20 protein-coding genes are annotated in these 24,180 nt (G+C 70.7%); 15 read left to right on the plus strand and 5 right to left on the minus strand.

What is annotated here, in order from left to right; genetic code table 11:
• Positions 1-146: 146 nt before the first annotated feature.
• Together AB0O21_RS09510 and AB0O21_RS09515 are read right to left on the minus strand one after the other, a co-directional pair.
• Positions 147-812 (minus strand): TrkA family potassium uptake protein, encoded by a 666-nt coding sequence (locus AB0O21_RS09510; protein ID WP_365168339.1) that lies wholly within the window; start codon positions 810-812, stop codon positions 147-149.
• Positions 809-1,477 (minus strand): TrkA family potassium uptake protein, encoded by a 669-nt coding sequence (locus AB0O21_RS09515; RefSeq protein ID WP_365168342.1) that lies wholly within the window; start codon positions 1,475-1,477, stop codon positions 809-811. The genes AB0O21_RS09510 and AB0O21_RS09515 overlap by 4 nt, the downstream gene beginning before the upstream one ends.
• Positions 1,478-1,697: 220 nt before the next feature.
• On the opposite strand from AB0O21_RS09515, the gene AB0O21_RS09520 reads away from it, so the two are divergent.
• Positions 1,698-3,746, plus strand: coding sequence for an APC family permease (locus tag AB0O21_RS09520; RefSeq protein WP_365168344.1), 2,049 nt, complete (start codon positions 1,698-1,700; stop codon positions 3,744-3,746).
• A gap of 126 nt (positions 3,747-3,872) precedes the next feature.
• A complete protein-coding gene (locus AB0O21_RS09525; protein ID WP_365168346.1) occupies positions 3,873-5,204 on the plus strand; it encodes a TRAM domain-containing protein in 1,332 nt (443 codons plus the stop codon).
• A 230-nt stretch (positions 5,205-5,434) separates the two neighbouring features.
• Here AB0O21_RS09525 and AB0O21_RS09530 read toward each other — a convergent pair whose 3' ends face one another.
• From AB0O21_RS09530 to AB0O21_RS09540, 3 genes are read right to left on the minus strand one after another with little or no spacing between them, the layout of a single operon-like run.
• Positions 5,435-5,704 (minus strand): hypothetical protein, encoded by a 270-nt coding sequence (locus AB0O21_RS09530; protein WP_365168348.1) that lies wholly within the window; start codon positions 5,702-5,704, stop codon positions 5,435-5,437.
• Entirely contained in the window at positions 5,701-6,333 is a 633-nt protein-coding gene (locus AB0O21_RS09535) for a sigma-70 family RNA polymerase sigma factor (protein WP_365168350.1), read from the minus strand. Before AB0O21_RS09535 ends, AB0O21_RS09530 begins: the two co-directional genes overlap by 4 nt.
• A 16-nt stretch (positions 6,334-6,349) precedes the next feature.
• Positions 6,350-7,921 carry a sodium:solute symporter gene (locus AB0O21_RS09540; protein ID WP_365168848.1) on the minus strand — a complete coding sequence of 524 codons (1,572 nt, stop codon included), beginning with the start codon at positions 7,919-7,921 and terminating at the stop codon, positions 6,350-6,352.
• A gap of 527 nt (positions 7,922-8,448) precedes the next feature.
• Here AB0O21_RS09540 and AB0O21_RS09545 point away from each other — a divergent pair.
• The 13 genes from AB0O21_RS09545 (at position 8,449) to AB0O21_RS09605 (ending at position 24,143) form a co-directional block, all read left to right on the plus strand.
• Positions 8,449-8,718, plus strand: coding sequence for a hypothetical protein (locus AB0O21_RS09545; RefSeq protein WP_365168352.1), 270 nt, complete (start codon positions 8,449-8,451; stop codon positions 8,716-8,718).
• Positions 8,719-8,724: 6 nt separating this feature from the next.
• Positions 8,725-10,872 (plus strand): carbon starvation CstA family protein, encoded by a 2,148-nt coding sequence (locus tag AB0O21_RS09550; RefSeq protein WP_365168355.1) that lies wholly within the window; start codon positions 8,725-8,727, stop codon positions 10,870-10,872.
• Between the two features lie 848 nt (positions 10,873-11,720).
• A complete protein-coding gene (locus tag AB0O21_RS09555) occupies positions 11,721-12,632 on the plus strand; it encodes a TauD/TfdA family dioxygenase (protein ID WP_365168357.1) in 912 nt (303 codons plus the stop codon).
• A 74-nt stretch (positions 12,633-12,706) separates the two neighbouring features.
• Complete coding sequence (locus tag AB0O21_RS09560; protein WP_365168359.1) at positions 12,707-13,873, plus strand: glycerate kinase; 1,167 nt, start codon at positions 12,707-12,709, stop codon at positions 13,871-13,873.
• Positions 13,870-14,970, plus strand: a complete 1,101-nt coding sequence (locus AB0O21_RS09565) for an Ldh family oxidoreductase (protein ID WP_365168361.1) — start codon at positions 13,870-13,872, stop codon at positions 14,968-14,970. Before AB0O21_RS09560 ends, AB0O21_RS09565 begins: the two co-directional genes overlap by 4 nt.
• Positions 14,967-16,091, plus strand: coding sequence for a pyridoxal phosphate-dependent aminotransferase (locus AB0O21_RS09570; RefSeq protein ID WP_365168363.1), 1,125 nt, complete (start codon positions 14,967-14,969; stop codon positions 16,089-16,091). Before AB0O21_RS09565 ends, AB0O21_RS09570 begins: the two co-directional genes overlap by 4 nt.
• On the plus strand, positions 16,088-16,978 hold the full coding sequence (locus AB0O21_RS09575) for an isocitrate lyase/phosphoenolpyruvate mutase family protein (protein WP_365168365.1): 891 nt from the start codon (positions 16,088-16,090) through the stop codon (positions 16,976-16,978). Before AB0O21_RS09570 ends, AB0O21_RS09575 begins: the two co-directional genes overlap by 4 nt.
• A complete protein-coding gene (locus AB0O21_RS09580; RefSeq protein ID WP_365168368.1) occupies positions 16,975-18,105 on the plus strand; it encodes a thiamine pyrophosphate-dependent enzyme in 1,131 nt (376 codons plus the stop codon). Before AB0O21_RS09575 ends, AB0O21_RS09580 begins: the two co-directional genes overlap by 4 nt.
• Positions 18,102-19,283 (plus strand): phosphonoacetaldehyde reductase, encoded by a 1,182-nt coding sequence (locus tag AB0O21_RS09585; RefSeq protein ID WP_365168370.1) that lies wholly within the window; start codon positions 18,102-18,104, stop codon positions 19,281-19,283. The genes AB0O21_RS09580 and AB0O21_RS09585 overlap by 4 nt, the downstream gene beginning before the upstream one ends.
• The gene (locus AB0O21_RS09590; RefSeq protein ID WP_365168372.1) at positions 19,265-21,397 is read left to right on the plus strand and encodes an aminotransferase class V-fold PLP-dependent enzyme; all 2,133 of its coding nucleotides are present in this window, start codon (positions 19,265-19,267) and stop codon (positions 21,395-21,397) included. Before AB0O21_RS09585 ends, AB0O21_RS09590 begins: the two co-directional genes overlap by 19 nt.
• 1 nt (position 21,398) lies before the next feature.
• Positions 21,399-22,058, plus strand: a complete 660-nt coding sequence (locus AB0O21_RS09595) for a class I SAM-dependent methyltransferase (protein WP_365168374.1) — start codon at positions 21,399-21,401, stop codon at positions 22,056-22,058.
• A gap of 58 nt (positions 22,059-22,116) precedes the next feature.
• The gene (locus tag AB0O21_RS09600; protein ID WP_365168376.1) at positions 22,117-22,809 is read left to right on the plus strand and encodes an aspartyl/asparaginyl beta-hydroxylase domain-containing protein; all 693 of its coding nucleotides are present in this window, start codon (positions 22,117-22,119) and stop codon (positions 22,807-22,809) included.
• Positions 22,810-22,883: 74 nt separating this feature from the next.
• The gene (locus tag AB0O21_RS09605; RefSeq protein WP_365168379.1) at positions 22,884-24,143 is read left to right on the plus strand and encodes a hypothetical protein; all 1,260 of its coding nucleotides are present in this window, start codon (positions 22,884-22,886) and stop codon (positions 24,141-24,143) included.
• The last annotated feature ends 37 nt before the right edge of the window (positions 24,144-24,180 follow it).

Consider the following 24,180-nt stretch of genomic DNA (forward strand, 5'->3'; position numbering starts at 1 on the left):
CCAGCTGGTCACCCCGCCCCCTTCGGCGTTCGCGGGTGCGGCGCCGTTGCCGGGGGCTCTGCCCCCGGACCCCCGCGCCTCAAACGCCGGCGAGGCTGAAGGGGTCCGGCGGGGCTGGAGGGGCCCCGGCGAGCGTGCCCGCAGGGCTACGGGCGGCGGGCCTGGAGGAGGTCTTCCAGTTGTTCCTCGCGGGCCTGGGCGGCCACGAAGAGGAGCTCGTCGCCCGCTTCCAGGGTCTCCTCCGCGTGCGGGGTGAGGACCCGGTTGCCGCGGATGATCGTGACCAGCGAGGTGTCCTCGGGCCAGGTGATCTCGCTGATCTGGGTGCCGGCCACGGAGGAGTCCGCCGGCAGGGTCAGCTCGACGAGGTTCGCGTCGCCGTGGCTGAAGCGCAGCAGCCGCACCAGGTCGCCGACGCTGACGGCCTCCTCGACCAGCGCCGACATCAGGCGCGGCGTGGAGACGGCGACGTCGACGCCCCAGGACTCGTTGAAGAGCCACTCGTTCTTCGGGTTGTTCACCCGCGCCACGACCCGGGGGACCCCGTACTCGGTCTTGGCGAGGAGGGAGACGACCAGGTTGACCTTGTCGTCGCCGGTGGCGGCGATGACCACGTTGCAGCGCTGGAGCGCCGCCTCGTCCAGCGAGGTGATCTCGCAGGCGTCGGCCAGCAGCCACTCGGCCTGCGGCACCCGCTCCACCGAGATGGCGGTCGGCGCCTTGTCGACCAGGAGCACCTCGTGGCCGTTCTCCAGCAGTTCACCCGCGATGGAGCGGCCCACCGCGCCGGCTCCGGCGATCGCGACCCTCATGCGTGTGCCTCCTCGGGCCCCTCGGCGAAGGCCGCCTCGACCTTGTCGATCTCGTCGGTGCGCATCATCACGTGGACGAGGTCGCCCTCCTGCAGGACCGTCTGCGACGTCGGCAGCATGGCCTCGCCCAGGCGGGTGAGGAACGCGACGCGCACGCCCGTCTCGTCCTGGAGCTTGCTGACCTTGTGCCCGATCCAGGCGGCGGAGATGTGCACCTCGGCGAGCTGGACGCCGCCGCTCGGGTCGCGCCACAGCGGCTCGGCGCCCGAGGGCAGCAGCCGGCGCAGCATCTGGTCGGCGGTCCACCGCACGGTCGCGACGGTGGGGATGCCGAGGCGCTGGTAGACCTCGGCGCGCTTGGGGTCGTAGATGCGCGCCGCGACGTTCTCGACGCCGAACATCTCGCGGGCCACGCGGGCGGCGATGATGTTGGAATTGTCACCACTGCTGACCGCGGCGAAGGCTCCCGCCTCCTCGATCCCGGCCTCGCGCAGCGTGTCCTGGTCGAAACCGACTCCGGTGACGCGACGGCCGCCGAATCCGGCGCCGAGCCGGCGGAATGCGGTCGGGTCCTGGTCGACGACGGCGACCGTATGCCCCTGCTGTTCCAAGGTCTGGGCGAGGGCGGATCCCACTCTTCCGCAGCCCATAATGACGATGTGCACGGCCGTCCTTCCGGCTGTCAGCGGCTCGCTGGTTCCCAGCCTCATTGCATCTCTGGGTTAACAGGGTCTCAGACCATGGCCCAAGCTACACACGGGCGGTCACCTCCGTGACTACTTGTGGCGCGGTCGGGGGTCCAGTCGAGGAGGAAATGGGGTGGGATTGCAGTGTGATGGGGTGGGGGGTTCGTCAGCCTGATTTCGAACGCTTACGATCCTCTCCGTGTCCAAACTGACCGACGTGCCCAAACGGATCCTGATCGGCAGGGCGCTACGCAGCGACCGCCTCGGAGAAACGCTCCTCCCCAAGCGGATCGCCCTTCCCGTCTTCGCCTCCGACCCGCTCTCCTCCGTGGCATATGCCCCGGGCGAGGTCCTGCTGGTTCTTTCGATCGCGGGCGTGTCGGCGTACAGCTACAGCCCGTGGATCGCCGCCGCGGTCGTCGTGCTGATGTTCACCGTGGTCGCCTCCTACCGGCAGAACGTCCACGCCTACCCGAGCGGCGGCGGTGACTACGAGGTCGCCAACACCAACCTCGGGCCCAAGGCCGGTCTCACCGTCGCGAGCGCCCTGCTCGTCGACTACGTGCTGACCGTCGCCGTGTCGATCTCCTCGGGCGTGGAGAACCTCGGCTCCGCCGTTCCCTTCGTCGTCGAGCACAAGGTGCTCTGTGCCGTCGGGATGATCCTGCTGCTCACGCTGATGAATCTGCGCGGCATGAAGGAGTCCGGAAAGCTTTTCGCGATTCCGACCTACGTGTTCGTCGCCGCGGTATTCGTCATGATCGCGTGGGGCGCCTGGCGGGGCATCGTCCTCGACGACACGATGAAGGCCCCGACCGCCGATTTCGAGATCAAGCCCGAACACGAGGGCCTGGCCGGCTTCGCGCTGGTCTTCCTGCTGCTGCGGGCCTTCTCCTCCGGCTGTGCCGCCCTGACGGGCGTCGAGGCGATCAGCAACGGCGTCCCCGCATTCCGCAAGCCCAAGAGCAAGAACGCGGCGACCACGCTGGCCCTGATGGGCGCCCTGGCCGTCACCATGTTCTGCGGCATCATCGCCCTCGCCATGGCGACCGACGTCAAGATGGCCGAGCAGCCCGCGGAAGACCTGCTGGTGGGCGGCGTACCGGTCGGCCCCGAGTACGTCCAGAACCCGGTGATCTCGCAGGTCGCCGAGGCGGTCTTCGGCGATGGTTCCTTCCTCTTCGTGCTGCTGGCCGCCGCCACCGCGCTCGTACTGTTCCTCGCGGCCAACACCGCGTACAACGGCTTCCCGCTGCTCGGCTCGATCCTTGCCCAGGACCGCTACCTGCCGCGCCAGCTGCACACGCGCGGCGACCGGCTGGCCTTCTCCAACGGCATCGTGCTGCTGGCGGGCGCCGCCATGCTGCTCGTCTGGGTCTACGGGGCCGACTCGACGAAGCTGATCCAGCTCTACATCGTCGGCGTCTTCGTCTCCTTCACGCTCAGCCAGACCGGCATGGTCCGGCACTGGAACCGGCACCTGAAGTCGGAGACGGACCCCGCCAAGCGGCGCCGCATGATCCGCTCCCGCGCGATCAACACCTTCGGCGCCTTCTTCACGGGCCTGGTGCTGGTCGTCGTACTCGCCACCAAGTTCACCCACGGCGCCTGGGTCGCCCTGCTCGGCATGGTGATCTTCTACGGCACCATGACCGCGATCCGCCGGCACTACGACCGGGTCGCCGTCGAGATCGCCGCCGCCGAGGAGCGCCCCGACGAGTACGTGCGGCCCTCGCGCGTCCACTCCGTCGTCCTGGTCTCCAAGCTCCACAAGCCGACCCTGCGCGCCCTCGCCTACGCGAAGCTGCTGCACTCCAACCGGCTGGAGGCGCTCAGCGTCAACGTCGACGAGGCCGAGACCAAGGCGCTCAAGGCCGAGTGGGAGCGGCGCGGGATCAACGTCCCGCTCAAGATCCTCGACTCGCCGTACCGCGAGATCACCCGCCCGGTGGTCGAGTACGTCAAGGGCCTGCGCAGCGAGAACCCGCGCGACGCGGTCAGCGTGTACATCCCCGAGTACGTCGTCGGCCGCTGGTACGAACACCTGCTGCACAACCAGAGCGCTCTGCGCCTCAAGGGCCGCCTGCTCTTCACCCCCGGCGTGATGGTCACCTCGGTGCCCTACCAGCTGGAGTCCTCGGAGCTCGCGAAGAAGCGGGCGAAGAAGCGCGCGGAGTGGAACGCCCCGGGCGCGGTGCGCCGCGGACCGGTGGACACCGCTCGGCCCAAGGACCCGGCGGCGAAGTAGCCGCCGCCGGACCGCCGTGGCAAACGGCCGGACGAGATCCACGTAAACTGGTGGGTCGGTCGTCCGGCCGTTCCGCGTTGATCCACTTCTTTCCACTTCTTTCCACTTCTTTGGAGTCTCCCCACCATGACCGAGCAGAACGAGAAGCAGTCACTGGTCGGGGAGGAGTACGAGGTCGAGGTCGGCCCCGTCGCGCACGGCGGGCACTGCATCGCCCGGACCGCCGACGGCCGCGTCCTGTTCGTCCGCCACACGCTGCCCGGCGAAAAGATCATCGCCAAGGTCACCGAGGGCGAGACGGACTCCCGCTTCCTGCGTGCCGACGCCATCACCGTCCTCACGGCCTCCAAGGACCGCGTGGAGGCCCCCTGCCCGTACGCCGGCCCCGGCAAGTGCGGCGGCTGCGACTGGCAGCACGCCAAGCCCGGCGCCCAGCGCCGGCTCAAGGGCGAGGTCGTCGCGGAGCAGCTGCAGCGGCTCGCCGGGCTCACCCCGGAAGAGGCCGGCTGGGACGGCACCGTCATGCCCGCCGAGGGCGACAAGCTGCCCGCCGGGCAGGTCCCGCAGTGGCGCACCCGCGTCCAGTTCGCCATCGACGAGCAGGGCCGGGCGGGCCTGCGCAAGCACCGCTCGCACGACATCGAACTGATCGACCACTGCATGATCGCCGCCCCGGGCGTCTCGGAACTCGGCATCGAGAAGCAGGACTGGCCCCAGATGGCCACGGTCGAGGCCATCGCCGCCTCCGGCTCCAACGACCGCCAGGTCGTCCTCACCCCCCGCCCGGGCGGCCGCCTGCCCCTCGTGGAGCTCGACAAGCCGGTCTCGGTCCTCCGCGTCGAGGAGAAGGACGGCGGCGTCCACCGCGTCCACGGCCGCCCCTTCGTCCGCGAGCGCGCGGACGGCCGTACGTACCGCGTCGGCATGGGCGGCTTCTGGCAGGTCCACCCGCAGGCCGCCGACACCCTGATCAAGGCCGTCATGCAGGGCCTGATGCCGCGCAAGGGCGAGATGGCCCTCGACCTCTACTGCGGCGTCGGCATCTTCGCGGGCGCCCTCGCGGAACGCCTCGGCGAGACGGGCGCCGTCCTCGGCATCGAAACGACGAAGCGCGCCGTCGAAGACGCCCGCCACAACCTGGCCGACTTCCCCCGGGTCCGCATCGAGCAGGGCAAGGTCGAGCAGATCCTCCCCAAGACCGGCATCACGGAATGCGACCTGGTCGTCCTGGACCCGCCCCGCGCAGGCGCCGGCAAGCAGACGGTCCGCCACATCGCGGGCCTCTCGGCCCGCCGCATCGCCTACGTGGCCTGCGACCCGGCGGCCCTGGCCCGCGACCTGGGCTACTTCAAGGACAACGGCTACCGGGTACGGACGCTGCGGGTCTTCGACCTGTTCCCGATGACCGCGCACGTGGAATGCGTCGCCATTCTCGAGCCGGCGCGAGAGGGCGTCTGACCTTCGGTTACTTGGGATTCGCCGTCAGCTCGACCTGTTTCCACTTGCCCGACAGGTGGTCGGTGGCGTTTCCTGCTCCGTAGCGTCCGGCCCGCGGCGGCGCACAGGACGGAGGCCCCCGGCCTCCGCAGCCGGTGAGGAGTCGGTCGAGCCGACCGCCGCCAACAACACGGCGCTCTTGGTCAAAGAGATGCAGGCACGGCCGGACGGGGTGGGCGGGGCCCGGCCGTTCAGCGTCCGGTGCCGGCCACCAACGCCTCTCCGGCGTTATTGAAGATCACATGAGTGTCGGGCGACGCGTTGGAGAGGGTCATCAGGCCGATCGCACAGACAACGGCCACGATGAGGAGCACCAGAACCGCGACGACGCACCGGCGCCGGTACTCCCGGCGGCGCCAGCGGGCCTGTTCCTTGCGGTACGACGTCGCCGAGCCACCCGGCACCGACGCGGCGAGGTCGCTCAGTGTGCTGCGCAGCAGATCTTCCGTATCGGTGATCATCGGTCCGCACCCTTCACGAGACTCGTCAGTTTGGTCATGCCCCTGGCCGTGTGCGACTTCACTGCTCCGACGGAGATCTTCATCGTCTCGGCGATCTCGGTCTCCTTGAGGTCCAGCCAGTACTTCAGCACCAAGACCTGTCGCTGTCGCGACGACAGCGTACGTAATGCCGCGACGAGTTCGCGCTGATCTTGGTTGAGCAGTACCTGTTGCTCGGCGGAACGGACCAGTTCGTCCGGTACCTGGTAGGTGTGCCGGCGGATGACCTTGATGCGGCGTATCCGCATCCGGGCCAGGTTGCAGACGATGGAGCGGAGGTAGCCCGCGGCGGCCTCGGGTGTCTTCAACTTCTCCCATCGGCGGTGCAGCTGGTAGAACGCCTCCGAGACCAGGTCCTCGGCGTCCTGTTCGGCGCCGAGCAGCACCGCGAGGCGCAGCAGCCGGGTGTAGTGCTGGTCGAAGATGTGGGCGATCGCCACGTCGCGGTCGGCGTCGCGCAGGTCGAGGGTGGTGCCCTCGTCGAGCACCTCCGGAGGGGCGAGCGGCGGGACCACGAAGTCCCGGGGCCGCTGGTCGGCGGCCGCGAGGGAAGGACGGGGGTGGCTATGTCGCGGCAGGAGCGGTTTCACGGAGTCGGTTCCTCACTCATTCGACGACGAAGGCGTACTTGGAGCCGCGGCGTTCAAACGCTGCCCCGTCGGCTGTGCCGTCCGTGCCCCGCGGCACGTTGAGTGCGTCGAGGAGAGGCGTGAGCACGGCGGAGACGGCGAGGTTGAGCGCGAGGGCGATCACGGCGACGTACACCGGCGCGTGCACCGCTCCGACGCCGATGTCGACCACGGTGGAGAAGCCGCGCAGCCCCAGCAGGCCGGTGCCGGAGACCATGCCCGCCGCCCAGCCGAGGAACAGCGCACGGCGGTGGAACCAGCGGGTGAACAGCGACACCGCGACGGCGGGCAGGAGCTGCAGGATCCAGACGCCGCCGAGCAGATGGAGGTTGATGGCGTCCTGCGGCTTCATGAGCAACGCGAAGGCGATGGCCCCCGCCATGATCGCGAGAGCGGGCCCGAGGGCGGCGCGCACCTCGTGCTTGGGGGTGGCGGTGGGGTTGAGGTACTCGACATAGATGTTGCGCACGAACAGCATCGCCATGCTCATCACCATGACCACGGCGGGCAGCAACCCGGCCACGGCGAGCGCGCCGAAGAGCAGCCCGGCCAGCCAGTCCGGGGCGAGTTCGCGAATGAGGGCGGGCACGGCCAGTTCGCCGTGCCCGGCCGCCGTCCGTATCCCCGCGGCGAACGCGGCGACCCCGAAGAAGGCCCAGACGCCGAGCGTCATGCTCCACGCGGGCAGGAAGGTGGTGGCGGCCCGGAGCGTGTCCTTCGACTTGCTGGCCATGGCGACCAGGAGGACCTGGGGGTACATGAGCTGGGCGAGCGCGGATCCGAGAGCGAGGGTGGCGTACGCGGTGAAGTTCTGGGGCGGTACGCCGAAGGACTCGCCCATCGCCGCGCTGCGTCCCCCCGCGAGCTGGAAGATCTGCCCCGGCGGACCGAGCCGGGCGAGGACGAGCGCGAGCAGCACGACGACGGCGGCGCCCATGAGAACGGCCTTGACCAGCGAGATCCGCGCGCAGGCGCGCAGTCCCCCGGGCTGGGTCACCAGGGCGAAGGACAGGAACAGCAGGACGAGGACGGCGCAGCCCCCGATCGAGTCGGGGGCCAGGCCGACGGAGCGCAGCATGGCGGTCATGCCCACGACTTGGAGCCCCAGGTAGGGCATCGTCGCCAGGATGCAGGTCAGGGCCGTCGCGAGGGCCAGCGGGTGGGAGCCGTGCCGGAGGCGCACGAAATCAGCGGCGGTGATCAGGCCGTGCTTCGCGCCGACCTCGCGCAGTCGGGGCAGCAGGATCATGATCAGGGGCGAGAGCAGCATGGTGTAGACGAGGGCGTACAGTGCCAGCCCGCCGGTGCCGAACATGAGGCCGGGCACGGCGATGTAGGTGTACGACGTGTAGATGGTGCCGCCTAACAGCAGGCAGGTGGACGCGGTGCCGAGGCCACGGCCGCCCAGTGCCCAGTGGGCGGGGTGCGGCAGTTCGTCGGACGGCGGGCGGCGGGCCCCGGCCAGAAGCGCGCATCCGACGACGAGGATGAATCCCGCGGCGATCGCGTGTCTGATGGTGCCCCCTCGGTTCAGGGCGGGGAGTCGCAGCGGACCGTGCCGGCCGGTGGGCCGTGCGCCCGGGACGTCCGTCGGGCCGTGCGCCGCGTGATGGGCCCGGAGCCTTCATCCGGGACCTGCGCCCGAAGCCGCTCGGCGTGAAGCGACCCTCGCTTGTTAATTCCACATTCCGGAAAACAAATTCTGCTGAGCGGTACTTTAGGTGCCGCTCCAGGGAGGGTCAAGGATCACCGTCAGGTCCCGCGCCGCAAGATCGCCGATCCCCGGACATACGTGCTACCTGATGAAATGTCGGGTTCGGCGGGGCGGATGTGACCCACGCCACCCTGTCGAACCGGCATCGGCGTAAACCCTCCGCCCAAGGCGCGCAACCAACACCCGTAGCCGTCGGCCGGAGCGCAAGGATCGCCCCCGCCGCCGCGCTCGGCGGGAGTCCGCGCCCACGCGCCGCACTGTGCCGGACCGCCTCTTCGCATACTCCCGCCTTCTTCGCCGGCCACGTCCCGTCTGCCTCGGGCCGTCGTGCCGGACTCGTCAACGACATGGAGGGTGCAGTTGTGGCACTCGAGGCTGCGGGGGACGGGTCCGCCGGGAGCGGGCGGCGGTCATCGCGGCTTGCGGCCCGGTGCGCCCTGCTGCTCCTGCCGGTGGCCGCCGCCGCGGTGACGCTCGCACTGCCGCCCGACCGTCCCCGGCTGTTCGGGATCCCCCTCTTCTACGTCCTGCACTTTGCCGTCTGCCTGTTGAGCGCGGCGGTCACCGCCTTGCTGCGGCGCCTGTCCAGGGCCTCCGCCGAGCCGCTCGAACCGCGCTCCGTCGAAAGGTAGTTATCCATGGAAACGATGAAACCCCGCTCGGTCGGCCCCGGGCGCCGGGTGCGAGGCCGCGCACTGCGCGTCGCGGCCTGGGGTGTCGTGACACTCGCGGCGACCGCTGCGTGGGCGGTGCTCGCGCTGGTCCGCGGGGAGGAGATCAGCGCCGTCTGGCTGCTGGTCGCTGCCCTGTGTTCGTACGCCGTCGCCTACCGCTTCTACGCGCGCTGGATCGCCCGCCGCGTGCTCCGCACGGACGACTCCCGCACCACGCCTGCCGAACGCCTCCAGGACGGCGTCGACTACGTGCCGACGAGCAAGGGCGTGCTGTTCGGCCACCACTTCGCGGCCATCGCGGGGGCCGGCCCCCTCGTCGGCCCCGTGCTCGCCGCGCAGATGGGCTACCTGCCCGGCGTGCTGTGGATCGTCGTCGGCGCGGTCTTCGCCGGCGCCGTGCAGGACATGACGACACTGTTCCTGTCCACCCGCCGTGACGGACGCGGCCTGGGCCAGATGGCTCGGGACGAGATCGGCCCGATAGGCGGGGTCGCGGCCATTGCCGCGGTGCTCGCCATCATGGTCATCCTGCTCGCCGTCCTGGCGCTCGTGGTCGTCAATGCCCTGGCGGGCTCACCGTGGGGCACCTTCTCCATCGCGATGACCGTGCCCATCGCCCTGTTCATGGGCTTCTGGCTGCGCGTGGTGCGCCCCGGCCAGGTCATCGAGACCAGCGTCATCGGTGCCGCCCTGCTGGTGCTCGCGGTGGTGGGAGGCAACTGGGTCGCCGATTCGCCCGCGTGGGCCGCCGTCTTCACGCTCGCCCCGACCACGCTGAGCTGGCTGCTGATCGGCTACGGGTTCGTCGCGAGCGTCCTGCCCGTGTGGCTGCTACTGGCCCCGCGTGACTACCTGTCCACCTTCATGAAGGTGGGCGTGATCTCGCTGATGGCCGTCTCCATCGTCGTCGCCCTCCCGGCTATGAAGGCGGACGCGGTGACGCACTTCGCGAGCGAGGGCGCCGGACCGGTCTTCTCGGGGAGCCTGTTCCCCTTCCTCTTCATCACCGTGGCCTGCGGTGCGCTCTCCGGCTTCCACGCCCTGATCTCGTCCGGCACCACCCCCAAGCTGATCCAGCGCGAGTCGCACATCCGGCTCATCGGCTACGGCGGCATGCTGATGGAGTCCTTCGTCGCCGTGATGGCCCTCATCGCCGCCTGCGTCCTGGAGCCCGGCCTCTACTACGCCGTCAACTCGCCCGCGGGGCTGCTCGGTCCGACGGCGGAGTCCGCGGCGCAGGCCGTGCGCGGACTGGGGTTCACGCTCACACCGGACACCCTGCACCAAGTGGCCGCGGCCGTGGGCGAGGAGTCCGTGCAGTCCCGCACGGGCGGCGCGCCCACCTTCGCCCTCGGCCTGTCCCACCTGCTGTCCGAGGCCATCGGCGGTGACGCGATGCGTGCCTTCTGGTACCACTTCGCGATCATGTTCGAGGCCCTGTTCATCCTCACGACCGTCGACGCGGGCACCCGTGTGGGCCGGTTCATGCTCCAGGACGCGCTCGGCAACGTGTGGAAGCCGATGCGCGACATCGGCTGGAGGCCCGGCATCTGGCTGTGCAGCGCGCTCATGGTGGCGGGCTGGGGCTACTTCCTGCTGGCCGGCGTGACCGACCCGCTCGGCGGGATCAACCAGCTCTTTCCGCTCTTCGGCATCGCCAACCAGCTGCTCGCCGCCCTCGCGCTGGCGCTGTGCACCACCGTGCTGGTCAAGCAGGGGCGATGGCGGTGGGCCTGGGTCACCGGCGTCCCTCTGGTCTGGGACGTCGCGGTGACAGTGACCGCCAGCTGGCAGAAGATCTTCTCCGGCGACCCCAGGGTCGGCTTCTTCGCCCAGCGCGAGCGGTACGCCGAAGCGCTTGAGAACGGGAAGGTGCTGGCGCCTGCGCACTCCGCGGAGGACATGCGCCAGATTGTCACCAACTCCACCGTGGACGGCACGCTCGCCGTCGTCTTCGCCCTCCTCGTCCTCGTCGTCATGGCCGATGTCCTGCGGGTCTGGGTCAAGGCCTTGCGCTCCCCCGTACCGCTGTCCACGTCGGAGACCGCCCCGGAGGGGGTTCGCGCCGTGCCCGCCGGGGAGACGAGGGTCGCGGCGGGGCAGGCGAGTTGAGGGCCCTGACCGGTGCGCTGCACCTGTGGGGCAGGGCCGTCCACTACCTCGACGAGGTGTCGGGCCAGGCCGAGTTCCGGCGGGTGTGCCGTGCGCACGAGGCCGCCGGACCTGAAGGGCGGCGCCTGACGGCGAAGGAGCGCCGGAGTCTGTGGCGCACTCATGCCCAGCGCACGGCTCGCGTGACGAGCCGGTGCTGCTGACGGGTCACCGCGCGGCGGCGTGGTGACCCAGGTCACATCAACTTTCCGGAGCTGCGCGTAACCCTAATGGCCCCGTCAGGCAACTGTGTGGGTGAAGGGGTCGCCGGACACTGTTCCGCGGCGCCTCCGAGGGGACGTCCTTCCCGTTCATCTTGCGAGGGGTCGTCGTCGCATAAAAGTGCATGCACGGCGCTTGCTGGAGGCCCTATTTCTATTGAATCGCTCGACGGATCCACATTTTCCGAACTCGTCTTCCATGGTGGGCGGAGCTGCCTTTTCCGGGCCGCCGGCCGTAAGGTTCGTGCCGTGGTCCAGGGGTCTGAACGGGCGGTACAGGGTCTGCGGGTCCTTCGGTGGTGCGCCGGCGAACGCGTAGGTCACCGCTGTCTGTTCGGCGGGCAGCCATCGTGAACCGCGTGAATGGATTGCGGCCTTCCGGCATATGAATTCTCTATTGACATTCGCTTCGTGCCAATGATTCTGTGAGGCGGCGACATTGAGTCGCTGTCCAGCGGCCTGTGCGAGATTTCGAGCCGCATTAAGCAATCCGTGCAGTCGGCACCGCATTGCCGCGGATCCCGGCCCCCGAATTGGCGACGGGGCTGCGGAGCGAAAGCTGACATTCTCATTTGGGGGACTGAACACGTGAGTTCTTGGACGCGTGGAGAAGCACGGCCCGAAGCGGCCGGTGCCCGAGCGGACGACGGGTTCGACGCGGTGCGCGTGGCGGTCACCGGCCGGCTGAAGGAGTACCTCACCGCGCCCGACGAGTCCACCGCCGACGCGGACGCGGCCCGGGCGCAGCTGGAAGATCTGGTGCTCGGGTACGTGGAAGCCGGCGCCGGAGTACTCGTCCTCACGGACCTGCCCGCGGACCAGGAACACGGAGAGCGCGCGGTGCTGCGCGCCACCCGGCTGCTCGGCACTCCGCTCCCGCAGAACCGCGAAGGCACCCTCATCCGTGAGGTACGGGACCGGGGCGCGAGCATCAGCCAGCGCGGGCGCGTCCGTTACTCCGACACCCGGTTCGGCGGCGATCTGCACACCGACGGGGCCGAGGCCGCGCTGCCGGCCCCGGACATCTTCACCCTCTTCTGCGTACGGCAGTCCGCGGACGGCGGCGCGCTCGCCTGCCTCCACATCCGCGACCTGGAGAAGACCCTGTCGCCGGACGTCCTGCGGACGCTGCGCGAGCCCTTCCACTTCGACCGCCGGGGCGACCAGCAGGAGGGCGGCGCCCGCACGGTGACCAAGCCCGTGCTGTTCACCCAGCGGAACCGACCGGCCGTCACCTACCTGCGCAGCTACATCGACCAGGGTCACGACCACTCCGAGGTGCCCGCGCTCACGGACGCGCAGCGCGCGTCCCTCGACGCACTCGACTCCGCCATCGGCGCGAGCCGCAGCATCGTCACCGGCAAGCTGAACGAGGGCGAGCTGGCGCTGTTCGACAACCTCTCGCTGCTGCACGGCCGTACGGAGTTCCAGGATGACAGCGACCACACGCGGTTGCTCCTGCGCACCTGGGTGCGGCGCGACACCGGCGCCGCGCGATGACCACCTCGTTTCGAGGTGACGCGTTACGGGGTGACGCCTCGCGTGGCCCCGCGCCCGGCCCGAGCGTGGTCCTGTTGCCCAATTCCCTCCGGGGGTACGCGACTTCCGCCGAGGTCGCCGCCGCCCTGGCGGTTGGCGTACGGCGGGCCCGGCCCGCCGCCGGCCTCGTCGTCCGGTCCATCGCCGACGGCGGCGACGGCACGCTGGACGCCCTGTCCGACGCGGTCGGCGGCGTGCGGCACCCCCTGGACGCGACGGACGCGCTGGGCCGTACCCGGCGGACCTCGTGGCTGGCACTGGACCAGTCCACGGCGGCCGTCGAAACCGCGAGCCTGTGCGGGCTGGGGGCCCTGCGGCCGGACGAGCTGGACCCCTTGCGGGCGAGCTCGGCCGGGGTGGGCCGGGCCATCGCAGCCGCCGTGTCCGCCGGAGCCACGAACATCCTGGTCGGGCTCGGCGGCACGGCGGTAGTGGACGGCGGGGCCGGAGCGCTGGCCGCTCTGGGCGCACGCTTCCTCGACGACCGGGAACGGCTGGTGACTCCCTTCCCTGCCCACCTGAACGCGGTCTCCCGGGTGGACCTCTCGCCGGTACGGACGCTCCTGGCGGGCGTGACCCTGCGGCTGCTCTCGGACGTACGGACCCCGCTCTCGGGGAACCTCGCGTCGTTCGGCGCGCAGAAGGGACTCACCGCCCACAACCGGCCCACCGCGGTGCGCGCCCTCGGGCACCTGGCGGAACTCCTGGAGTCCGCCGGCCCACTGGACGCGCCGGGCGAACCGGGTGGGCCGGGCACGCCGCCCGCGCCGGGCGCCCGGGCCCGGTTCCAGGAGCCCTGGTACGGCGCCGGCGGGGGCATCGGCTTCGGGCTCGCCTCCGTGGCGCGGACCACTGCCGGGAGCGGTTCTGAGGGGCTGCTGGCGATCGTCGACCCCGAAGGCGCCGTGGATTCGGCCGCGCTGGCCATCACCGCGGAGGGCGTGGTCGACGCCGCGACGTGGCACGGCAAGTTGCCGGGTGCCGTCGCCGACCGGCGCCGTATCCGTGAACGGCCGACGGCCGTCGTAGCGGTCCGCTTCGAGGCACCGCTTCCGGACCGGTTCGTCAGCGCACATCTGATTTCTGAGGACACACCGCCGCCTCAGGCCGTCACAGGGCCCGCCCTGTGGGAGGGCCTGGCGGACGCGGCGGAGCAAGCATGCCGGAAATGGCTTCGAGAAGGACGACTGGAGCGCGCATGACTTTGATAGACGAGAAGGTCCTGACCCGTTTCACGATTGAGGCGCTCGTCTCCGCGGGTGCGCGGCGGGACGATGCCGAGCTCACGGCGGAGGTTCTGGTCTCCGCAGACCTCGCCGGGGTCGACAGCCACGGGGTGGCCCGGCTCCGCCGCTACGTGGAGGGTCTGCAGCGCGGCACCATCAGCGGTACGGCACGGCCCGAGATCGTCCGCGAGCAGGGCGGGGTCACCGTCGTGGACGCGCACAACGGACTGGGCCAGCCCGCCCTGTGCTTCGCGCTCGACCTGGCCGTGGAGAGGGCCGCGGAGCACGGGGTGTCGGCGGTGGCCGTACGCCGGTCCAACCACATCGGGATCGCCGGCTGGTACGCCGAACGGGCCGCTCGGGCAGGGGCGTTCGCCCTGGTCACCACCAACGCCACCCCACAGGTGGCGCCCACCGGGGCGGCCGAGCCGATGTTCGGCACGGATCCCGTGAGTTACGCCGTACCGACCTCCGGGGAACCCATCTGCTACGACGCGGCGACCAGCATCGTCCCGCGCGGCAAGCTGGAGCGCCTGCACCGCGAGGGCCGGCCGATGCGGGCGGGCTGGGCGGTGGGCCCGGACGGGGACACCGTCACGGACATCCCGAAGGTGGTCGAGGGGCTCAAGGCGCGTGAGGGGTACGCGCTCCTGCCCGTCGGCGGCCTCGGCGAGGAGTTCGGGGGGCACAAGGGCTCGGGTATCGGCCTGCTCGCCGAGCTGTTGTGCGGGCCGCTGACCGGGGCCAGCTGGAGCCGGCACACGTACGGCGGTCAGGGCGGCGACCTGGGCCAGTTCGTCCTCTGCGTGGACCTGCGGGCCCTGGGCGACCCGGATGCCATCACGGTCCGCGTCGGTGCCATGGCGGACGAGATCCGAGGTGCGCGCCGGGTCGACGCGGAGGTCCCCGTACGGCTGCCGGGTGACCGCCGCCGCCGGTCGGCCACGGAGCGCAGGGAGCACGGCATTCCACTGCTCCCGCCGGTCCTCGCCGACCTGGCAAAGATCGCGGCGCTCACCGGCCTCGAACCGATCGGCCCCGGACCGGTCGCCCCGGCCGGAGCGGCCGCGTGAGCCACAGACCAGGCATCGGGCTGATCGACCTGTCCTCCGGGCAGATCACCGAACCGCTGCCGGACGGCGCGGTCCGAGCGCTGCGCGAGGCGATGGCCGCGGAGAGGGTGACCGCGTACGCGCCCTCGTACGGGAACGCCGATCTGCGGGAGGCCGTCGCCGGGCACTACGCGCGGCGAACCGGTGCCGATGTGGACCCGGAGCAGGTGACGGTGACGGCGGGGGCCCGCCACGGGCTGTTCGCCGCGTTCGCCGCGGTCGCGGCGGGCGGGGAGATCCTGGTCCCGCAGCCGCACTGGAGCCACTACCCCGGTGTGATCAGGAGCGCGGGTGCCACGGCGGTGCCGGTGGCGGGTGATCCGGAGAGCGGCCTGCTGGTCGACCCCCGGCGGCTCGACCGGGCCCTGACCTCCCGGACCCGGGCCCTCCTGATCAACAGCCCGGTCAACCCGTCCGGTGCCTGCTACAGCCGGTCGCAGATGAGGGCCCTGCGGGAATGGGCCGCGGAGCGCGACGTCCGGCTCATCGTCGACGACGTCTACTGGGCGTACGCGGACTCCGTCGACGACCAGGTGGGCGCGTCGGCCCGGGAGATCGTGGTCGGCGGCGCCTCCAAGGTCCATGCCATGGCCGGGCTGCGCGTCGGCTGGGTGTGGGCGGATCCGGAGTACCTGGCGCCGATCCGCGAGGCCGTCGAGTACACCACCGGGCCCGTGTCGGGTCTCTCGCAGTCCGTCGTCGCCGCCGTACTCGGGGACGCGCGGGCGGTCGCCGCCCGGGCCGCGGGCCTGGCGGAGATGCGGAGCCATGCCGTGCGGGCCATGTCCGGCATCCCGCTGCTGACTCCGGTCCCTCCGGCGGGGGGCATCTACCTGTGTCTGGATGCCACCGAGGCGCTGCGGCACGGCGTTTACGGAGCCACGGACGACGTCGGGTTGTGCCGTGCGCTGGAGCGGCGCGCCGGAGTACGTCTGCGCGCCGGATCGACCTTCGGCATGCCCGGATTCCTGAGGCTGTGCGTGGCCGAGCCGCCACGGGTGATCACCGATGCCGCAGGCCGGCTCGCAGGACGCCTGCACGTAGTTGTCAACGGACTTTCTCCACTGAGGAGCACATCATGACCATTGCCACTGCTCACGGCGCCACGGCGACCGCTTCCCGGGCGTTCGCCCTGCGCGAGGCCTTCGAGGACAAGCGGCTGATCAAGGTCGCCGGGGGCCACGACGGGATGTCCGCGCGGCTGGCCGAAGAGGCCGGGTTCAACGCCGTGTGGGCCTCCGGACTGGAGATCTCGGCGGCGCACGGCCTGCCCGACGTCAGCCTGCTCGGCATGTCCGAGTACCTCGCCGGCGCCGCCGCGATGCACAACGCGGTCTCGGTTCCGGTGGTCGCGGACTGTGACACCGGCTTCGGCGGCAACCTGAACGCCGCGTTCACGATGATGCGGTACGAGGCCGCGGGCATCGCCGGAGTGTGCATCGAGGACAAGATCTTCCCCAAGCGCAACAGCTTCCTGGAGGCCGGTCAGGAACTGCTCGACGCGGACGAGTTCGGCCGGAAGCTGGAGGCCGCGAAGAGCGCGCAGACCCTCTCCGAGACCGTACTGATCGCCAGGACCGAGGCGTTCATCTGCGGGCTGGGTCTCGACGAGGCGCTGCGCCGCTGCCACTCCTACGTCGATGCGGGCGCGGACGCCGTGCTCGTCCATTCGAAGAAGGCGGATTCGAGCGAGATCGTTTCCTTCATGAAGGAGTGGGACCACCGGGCACCGGTGGTCGTCGTACCGACCACCTATTCGAGGTTCTCGGCCGACGAGGCCAAGGCGGCCGGGATCTCCATGGTGATCTACGCGAACCAGGGCATGCGCTCCATGGTCAAGGCCGTACGGGACACCTGGGCCACCGTGATCGCGGACGGGTCGACGGTCGCGGTCGAGCCGCACATCGCCACGGTGAAGGACATCTTCGCCCTGTCCGGCATCGACCAGTGGCTCGGTGAGGACCGATGACCGCGACGACCGTATCGGCCGACGCGTTCGTGTCCGCGCTGCACGCCTACGGGGTCCGCAAGGTCACCGGCGTGCCGTGCGGCCATCTCGCCGGGCCCTGGACCCTGTTCGACGAGGCCGGACTGCTGACCCCGGCGGCCTCCGAGGGTGCGGCGCTGTCGATCGAGGCCGGCTGGGAGCTGGCCGGGCAGACCTCCGTGGTGCTGTGCCAGAACTCCGGCTTCGGCAACCTGGTCAATCCGCTCACCTCGCTGGTGCTGCCGTACCGGATACCGGTGCTGGTGGTGATGACGATGCGCGGCTGGCCGGACCCCGAGGAGGACGAGCCGCAGCATGCGGCGATGGGCACCTCCACGGTCGGCATGCTGGAGACGTACGACGTGCCGTACGCGGTCCTGGGCGAGTCCACGCTGGAGGACTCGCTGGCGCGGGCGGCCGAAGCCCGGTCGCACGACCGCCCGTTCTTCCTCCTGGTGCCCCGGGGCGCCATCGGGCGCGCGGACACCGCCACGGCAGTGGCCGCGGAGCCGGTGGCGGGACGCCTCACTCGCCCCCTGGCCGTGTCGGCTCTGATGGCGGAGCTCACCGACGAGCTGCTGGTGACCACCACGGGATACCTCTCGCGCCAGGCGCACCACGAGCGGGACCGTCCGGGAACCTTCTACATGCAGGGCTCGATGGGCCACGCCTCCGCCATCGGCATCGGTCTCGCGACTGCCGGTCCGTCGCGCCGGGTGGTCGTCCTGGACGGCGACGGCGCCTTCCTGATGCATCTGGGCACCGGATCCACCATCGGAGCCTCGGGCGCGGAGAACCTCGTACACATCGTGGTCGACAACGGCTGTTACGAGTCGACGGGCTGCCAGACGACCACCACCGGTGCGATGGACTGGGCGGCCCTGGGGCACGGCCTCGGCTACCGATCGGTGCTGACCTGTGAGGACCCTGCCGAGCTGGCCGGGACGCTGCGCACCGCGCTCGGCACGCCGGGGCCGGTGTTCTGTGCGCTGACGGTCGTCCCGACGCCAGGCGAGGTACACCCGCGGGCGACGGCTTCCACGGGGCCCCTGGACATCGTCAAGCGGTTCCGGCAGGCCGCGGCGCCCGGCTCCCTGGACGGCTCATGACCGCACGGACGAGGGAGCGGGAGACGACCCTGCTCGGCGGGCGGGGCTCCTTCGCCGGGGTCCCGGAGCTGCTGACGGCCCGCCGGGTGCTGGTGGTCGCCAGCAAGGGGACGCTGCACCGTACGGAAGCCGAGCGCTGGCTGCCGCCCGAGGCGGAGGTGTTCACCGGGTTCTGCCCGAACCCCGGTGTGGAGCACGCGGTGCAGGCGGCGCGGCGCCGCGCCGAGTGGGGCGCCGATCTGGTCATGGGAATCGGCGGGGGCTCGGCCCTCGACGTGGCCAAGGCCGCCGCACTGCTTCCGGCCGACGCCCACCAGGCCGAGGAGACGATCCTGGGCCGGCGCCCGGTGGCCGGGAACGGAACGGAGCTGCTGCTGGTCCCGACCACGGCGGGGACGGGCAGTGAGGTCACGCAGTTCGCCACCCTCTACCGGGGGCGGCGCAAGGTCTCGCTGGACACCCGGCGGGCCCGGGCCGACGTGGCCGTGGTGGACCCGGCACTGACCGATTCCTGCCCGCCCTCGGTGACCTGGAGCTGTGCGTTCGACGCGCTGGCACACGCGGTGGAGTCCCTGTGGTCCGTACGGTCCACCGAGCTCTCCCGTGCCCACGCGCGGGAGGCGCTGCGGCGCATCGTCGCGATCCTGCACGAGGCGGACGAGACGCCGAGCCGCGGCGAACGCGACGCGCTCAGTGAGGCGGCCACCCTGGCGGGGCAGGCCATCAACATCACGCGGACCACGGCCGCCCATGCGCTGTCGTACCCGCTGACGGCCCGTCTGGACATCCCGCACGGGCTGGCCTGCGCCCTCAATCTGATCTGGTTGATGCCGCTGGTGGAGCGGGCCGGACCGCAGGGCGTGCTCGACGAACGAGGTCCGGACGCGGTGCGCGGCGCGGTGTCCGTCCTCGGCTCGATCTTCGGCTGCGCTCCGGGCGAACTGGGCCACATCCTGGGTGACTTGGTTGCCCGTCGGGTCGCTTCGATCGGGGTCCGGTTGGCGGAACAGCCCTCGGACGACCTCCTCGGGCTCCTCGTCACGGAGGGGCTGGCCTCGAACCGGATGGGCGGCATGCCCGTCCGGCTGGAGCCGGAGCAGGCCCACGAGGGGCTGCGGCGGACGCTCGCCGCCCACCTTCCCGGAGCGGAGGGCGGCGCATGCGCAACTACCGGGTGACGGGGCCGGTCGAGGTCCCGGAGTCCACGCTCCGGCGGATGACCGAGCGGATGATCAGCCACCGTTCCGCAGAGTTCCGGGTCCGGCTGGCCGAGGTCACGCGCCGGCTCGGGCCGCTGTTCGGAACCCGGCAGCCGGTACTGGCCCTGACCTGCTCGGGGACCGGAGGCCTGGAGGCCGCCGCCGCGTCCGTGCTGCGGCCGGGCGACCGGGTGCTCTCCGTACAACTGGGCTACTTCGGCGAGCGGTTCGCCGAGATCGCGGAGCACCACGGCGCCGTGGTGGACGTCCTGGCCGCACCCTGGGGCCAGGTGCCCGGCACGGCGGAGCTCGCCACGCGGATCGCAGAGGGGTACGACGCCGTCCTGCTGACCCACAGCGAGACGTCCACCGGAGTACTCGCCCCGCTGCGGGAATGGGCGCGAGCGATCCGGGCGGCGAGCGACTGCCTGATCCTCGTGGACGTGGTCAGCAGCCTCGGCGCGGCCGAGATCGCCTTCGACGAGCTCGGGCTCGACGTGGCGGTGGGCGTCACGCAGAAGGCCTTGGCCTGTCCGCCGGGGCTCTCGCTCGTGGTGGCTTCGGAGCGTGCGCTCGCGCGCGCCGCGGCTCCCGGTGCGGGCGGCTACTACCTGAGCTTGGCCCGCGCCGCCGAGCACGCGGAGCAGGGCACCACCACGTACACCCCGGCCCTGTCGGTGGTCTACGCGCTGGAGGCAGCCGTCGCCGACATCGAGCGCGAGGGCGTCGAACGGGTATGGCAGCGCCATGCCCACACCGCCGAGAGGTGCAGGGCCCGGGCCCGGGCGCAGGGACTGACCGTGATCCCGGCCGAGGCCCACTGTTCGCCGACGGTCACGGCGGTACGGCTGCCGGTTCCCGAGGCGGAGGCGGTACGCGAGGTCCTGGCGGCCGAGCACGACGTGTGGGTGTCCTCCGGGCGCGGGCCGTGGAAGAACGGGGTCCTGCGGATCGGCCACATGGGCCCGGCGGAGCCGGCGGAGGTGGACGCGTGTGTCACCGCCATCGGCGCGGCGCTGCGTACGGTACGAGGCCCGCACGAGCCGCCCGGCCCCGCGCCGACGGGCGCCGGGGCACGCACGCTGACCAGCCGGAGCGTCGGTTCGGCGGACGAGCTGGGTCCCGAATGGGACGGCCTGGTCGCGGAGCTGGACGCCCCCGTGTTCAACACCCGGGCATTCCTGCGCGCGTACGAGCACCACCCGGTGCAGCGGATCACCGATCCGCAGTACCTGGAGATCCGCCGGGACACGGGCGAACTGGTGGCCGTAGCGCCCACGTACCGACAGGGCGATCCGCTGGGACTCCTCGGCCTGGCCGAGGGGGAACAGGCGCTGCTCTCCCCGATGTGGCACAGCCCCGACACCCGGCTGCTGGCGACCGACGAGGAAGCGCTCGACGCGCTGCAACAGGCGTTCGGCGCGCGGGCGGCGGAACTGGACGCCCCGCTGTGGGGGTTCGTCAACGTCAGCGCCGACGCGGACCTGGTGAAGGTCCTGGAGAGCAGGGGGTTCCGGCGCAAGACCCTGGTCCCCCGCTGGACCCTGCGGCGCGAGGACGCTCCCGACCGGCAGAGCTATCTGGCGGGGATGCGGAAATCGACCTCGCACGACTACAAGCGTCAGTTGCGGCGCTACGAGGAGCGGGCGTTCGGCCTCGTGCACCGGGCGGACTACGACGGGCTGGTTCCGCTGCTGGAACTCGTGGCGGCGAGCGCCGCCCGGACCGGGTCCCCGAAGTACTACGACCCGCTGAAGCTCGCCGAGTTCCTGCGGGAACTCGACGGGCCGGTGCGCGTGGTGGAAGTCCGCAGCCATGAGGGCGAGACCCTGGCCGTCGGCATCTGCTTCCTGGAGGAAAACAGACTCCAGGCCTGGGCCGGCGGCTACATCCGAGGGCGCGAGGACCTCAAATTCAGTCCCTACTACGCACTGTGGTGGGAAATCGTGGAACTCATGTGGCAGTCCGGAGTCGCAACGATCGAATGCGGGCGGCTGAACGAAACCTTCAAGGAAAAGATGCTCCTGATCCCGCAGGAGCTGGTGGCGGTGATCGGCCCGTCTCCGGACGAAAACCTGACCAAGGAGAATTGACATGGAATCGACGCAGGAATCCCTGATCGACAGCCAGCTCGGCTACTACCGTGCGCGGGCCACAGAATACGACGCCACGTTCGTGCCGTACATGGATCCCGGCCTCCCCAGCGCCCTCGCCCGGCTGCGCTCCGGGAACATCCGGGGCGAGGTGCTGGAACTGGCCTGCGGTACGGGCTACTGGACCCCGTACCTGGCAGAGGCGGGAACCTCCGTCACGTGCCTGGACGGCTCCCCGGAGATGATCGCCGAGGCGGGGCGGCACGGGCTGGCGAACGTCTCGTTCCGGCAACAGGACCTCTTCGACTGGGATCCGGAGGAGGAGTTCGACAGCGTGTTCTTCGCGCACTGGCTGGCCCACGTGCCCGACGAGAAGTTCGACGCCTTCTGGGCCTCGGTGCGCAAGGCCGTCCGGCCCGGCGGCGTCGTCGAGTTCGTCGACGTGACCGCCCGCCACCGCGAGCTGGAGCAGCAGGACCACAGCGAGCCCGAGGTCGCGGTCCGCCGTTCCCTGGCGGACGGCCGTACCTTCCGCATCGTCAAGGTGTTCCGCGACCCGGCCGAGCTGACGCGGCGACTGACGGCGCTGGGGTGGTCGTGCGAGATCGACGAGATCCACCCGGGATTCCTCTACGCGTCCTGCCGCCCGTCCGGCAGCTGAGTCCCCTCTCTTCATCGGCCCGTTTGCGGAACAAGAGAATGAACATTAGGAGGAGCTCATGAAGGGTTCGCTGAGCATCAATCAGCCTGCCGTTCGCAATGTGATCAACCGGTACTTCCTGAAGCGCAGCGGAGGAGACAGCCGCTTCCGCATCATGTCGCCGTACGCACTCTTCCCGGAATCCAGGAAGCTCGATTACCAGTTCGACCAGATCAAGGCCGAAGTCGACAAGCTCATCCAGGCGCGCGAGGTCCGCCCCTACGGCGACATCGACCCCCTGCGGGCGGCCGAGGTCTCGGAGAACTGGCGTCTCTACTACGCCTACATGCTCGGCGAGACCAACCCCGAGGCGTACCGGGACTGCCCGACCTTCATCGACTTCGCCGAGCGCACCCCCCGAGTGGTGAACGCGATCATCGCCATCCTCGAACCCGGCGTGACGCTGAAGGCGCACAAGGGGCCGTTCGCCGGCATCCTGCGCTACCACCTTCCGCTCACCGTGCCCAGGAACAACCCCCCTCGCCTGCGGGTGGACAAGGAGATCCACACCTGGAAGGAGGGTGAGGCGATCCTCATCGACGACACCTTCGAGCACGAGGTGTACAACGAGAGCGACGGCGACCGGGTCATGCTGATCATCGACATCCGGCGCCCCATGGGGCTGGTCCCGGACCTCGTCAACCGCCTGAGCCTGCGCCTCAAGCGCAAGTGGGCCGGTCAGTTCATCGAGCAGTCGAACGGCGACATCTAGCCCGCGACCGCCGACCTGCCGGGGGCACTTGGGGCTGCGGTGCCCCCGGCGCCCCCTCTGACCGAGAGACAGACATGAGATTCCTGATCCTCAATCGGCTCCCCCTGTCCGGACTCCGATTCCCCGACTGGCTGGGCCCGGCCCACGAAGCCGTCCTCCTCACCGATGCCGCCGCTCTGTCGGCGGATCCAGGTGAGCGAGCCGCACAGCTCGCCGGGTACGCCCACGTTGAAGTGGTGCAGAACTACCACTTCAACCCGCTGGTCGAGCTCCAGGCCCTCGCCCTGCACGCCGGATCCCCCTTCGACCGGGTGATCGCCCTGTCCGAGTTCGACCTGCTCCGCGCCGCCAGGCTGCGGGGCCTGTTCGGCGTTCCCGGGCAGGACGTGCGCAGCGCCACCGCGTTCCGCGACAAGGTGCGCATGAAGGAGCTCCTGCGGGCCTCGGACATACCCGTGGTCGACCACGCCGCCGCGGCGAGCTTCGCGGACGTGCACGGCTTCGTCGAGGAGCAGGGCTACCCGGTGGTGGTGAAACCTCGTAGGGGCGGCGGCTCGGTGGGCGTCCACATCCTGGAGGCCCCGGAGGACTTGCAGGACCTGCTCGGCGCCTGCCCGGAGCTGGGCACCGACGACGGCGCCCAGCTGATGTGCGAGCGGTACGTCAAGCACGAGCTGTTCCACGTGGACGGCATCTTCGTGAACGGCGAGGCGAAGCTGATGTGGCCGTCGTCCCAGGGCGACAGCTCGTGTCTGGACATCATCGCGGGGCTCTCGCTGCACAGCGCCCTGCTGGACGCCGAGGACCCGCTGCTCGATCCGCTGCTCGACCTCACGCGCCGCGCTCTGACCGCGCTTCCGATGCCCGACAGCTTCCTGTTCCACGCGGAGGTCTTCCTCACCCCGGACGGCGAGCTCTTCTTCAACGAGGTCGCCAGCCGCATGGGCGGAGGGCTCATCGACCAGATGGTGACGCTGGGGTTCGGCATCACCATGCCCGAGGTCCTGGTCCGATCCCTGGCGGACAACGAGCCGGCCCCGGTGCCCCCCTCGCCCCTGACGAGTGCCGGCCTGTCCCTCTTCCCGCCGCGCGCGGGAACGCTCCTACGGATCCCTGAGGACTGCCCGGTACCCGGCGTGGTCTCGTACCAGCGGCACGCGGAGTCCGGGACGGTCCTCGTGGCCGCGCAGGCGAGCGTGGAGAAGATCGGCGCGGTCCTGGCCACCGGATCCTCGCGCGCCGAGGTCGAGGCGACGCTCGCCGCGGCCGGCCGGTGGTTCGAGGAGTCGACGGAGATCGCGCCGGGGATCGTGACGGGGGAGGGGACGGGTTGAGCAGTGGAAGGCTGGCTGCGGCTGCCCGGGCCGTATT

This window comes from Streptomyces sp. NPDC091371, assembly GCF_040684275.1.
Lineage (GTDB): Bacteria > Actinomycetota > Actinomycetes > Streptomycetales > Streptomycetaceae > Streptomyces.

Coding starts and splice junctions, on each gene's coding strand:
- AB0O21_RS09585 (WP_365168370.1), top strand. CDS start 18,102: ATGACCGCACGGACGAGGGAGCGGGAGACGACCCTGCTCGGCGGGCGG.
- AB0O21_RS09550 (WP_365168355.1), top strand. CDS start 8,725: ATGGAAACGATGAAACCCCGCTCGGTCGGCCCCGGGCGCCGGGTGCGA.
- AB0O21_RS09575 (WP_365168365.1), top strand. CDS start 16,088: ATGACCATTGCCACTGCTCACGGCGCCACGGCGACCGCTTCCCGGGCG.
- AB0O21_RS09605 (WP_365168379.1), top strand. CDS start 22,884: ATGAGATTCCTGATCCTCAATCGGCTCCCCCTGTCCGGACTCCGATTC.
- AB0O21_RS09530 (WP_365168348.1), bottom strand. CDS start 5,704: ATGATCACCGATACGGAAGATCTGCTGCGCAGCACACTGAGCGACCTC.
- AB0O21_RS09510 (WP_365168339.1), bottom strand. CDS start 812: ATGAGGGTCGCGATCGCCGGAGCCGGCGCGGTGGGCCGCTCCATCGCG.
- AB0O21_RS09525 (WP_365168346.1), top strand. CDS start 3,873: ATGACCGAGCAGAACGAGAAGCAGTCACTGGTCGGGGAGGAGTACGAG.
- AB0O21_RS09590 (WP_365168372.1), top strand. CDS start 19,265: ATGCGCAACTACCGGGTGACGGGGCCGGTCGAGGTCCCGGAGTCCACG.
- AB0O21_RS09600 (WP_365168376.1), top strand. CDS start 22,117: ATGAAGGGTTCGCTGAGCATCAATCAGCCTGCCGTTCGCAATGTGATC.
- AB0O21_RS09565 (WP_365168361.1), top strand. CDS start 13,870: ATGACTTTGATAGACGAGAAGGTCCTGACCCGTTTCACGATTGAGGCG.
- AB0O21_RS09595 (WP_365168374.1), top strand. CDS start 21,399: ATGGAATCGACGCAGGAATCCCTGATCGACAGCCAGCTCGGCTACTAC.
- AB0O21_RS09580 (WP_365168368.1), top strand. CDS start 16,975: ATGACCGCGACGACCGTATCGGCCGACGCGTTCGTGTCCGCGCTGCAC.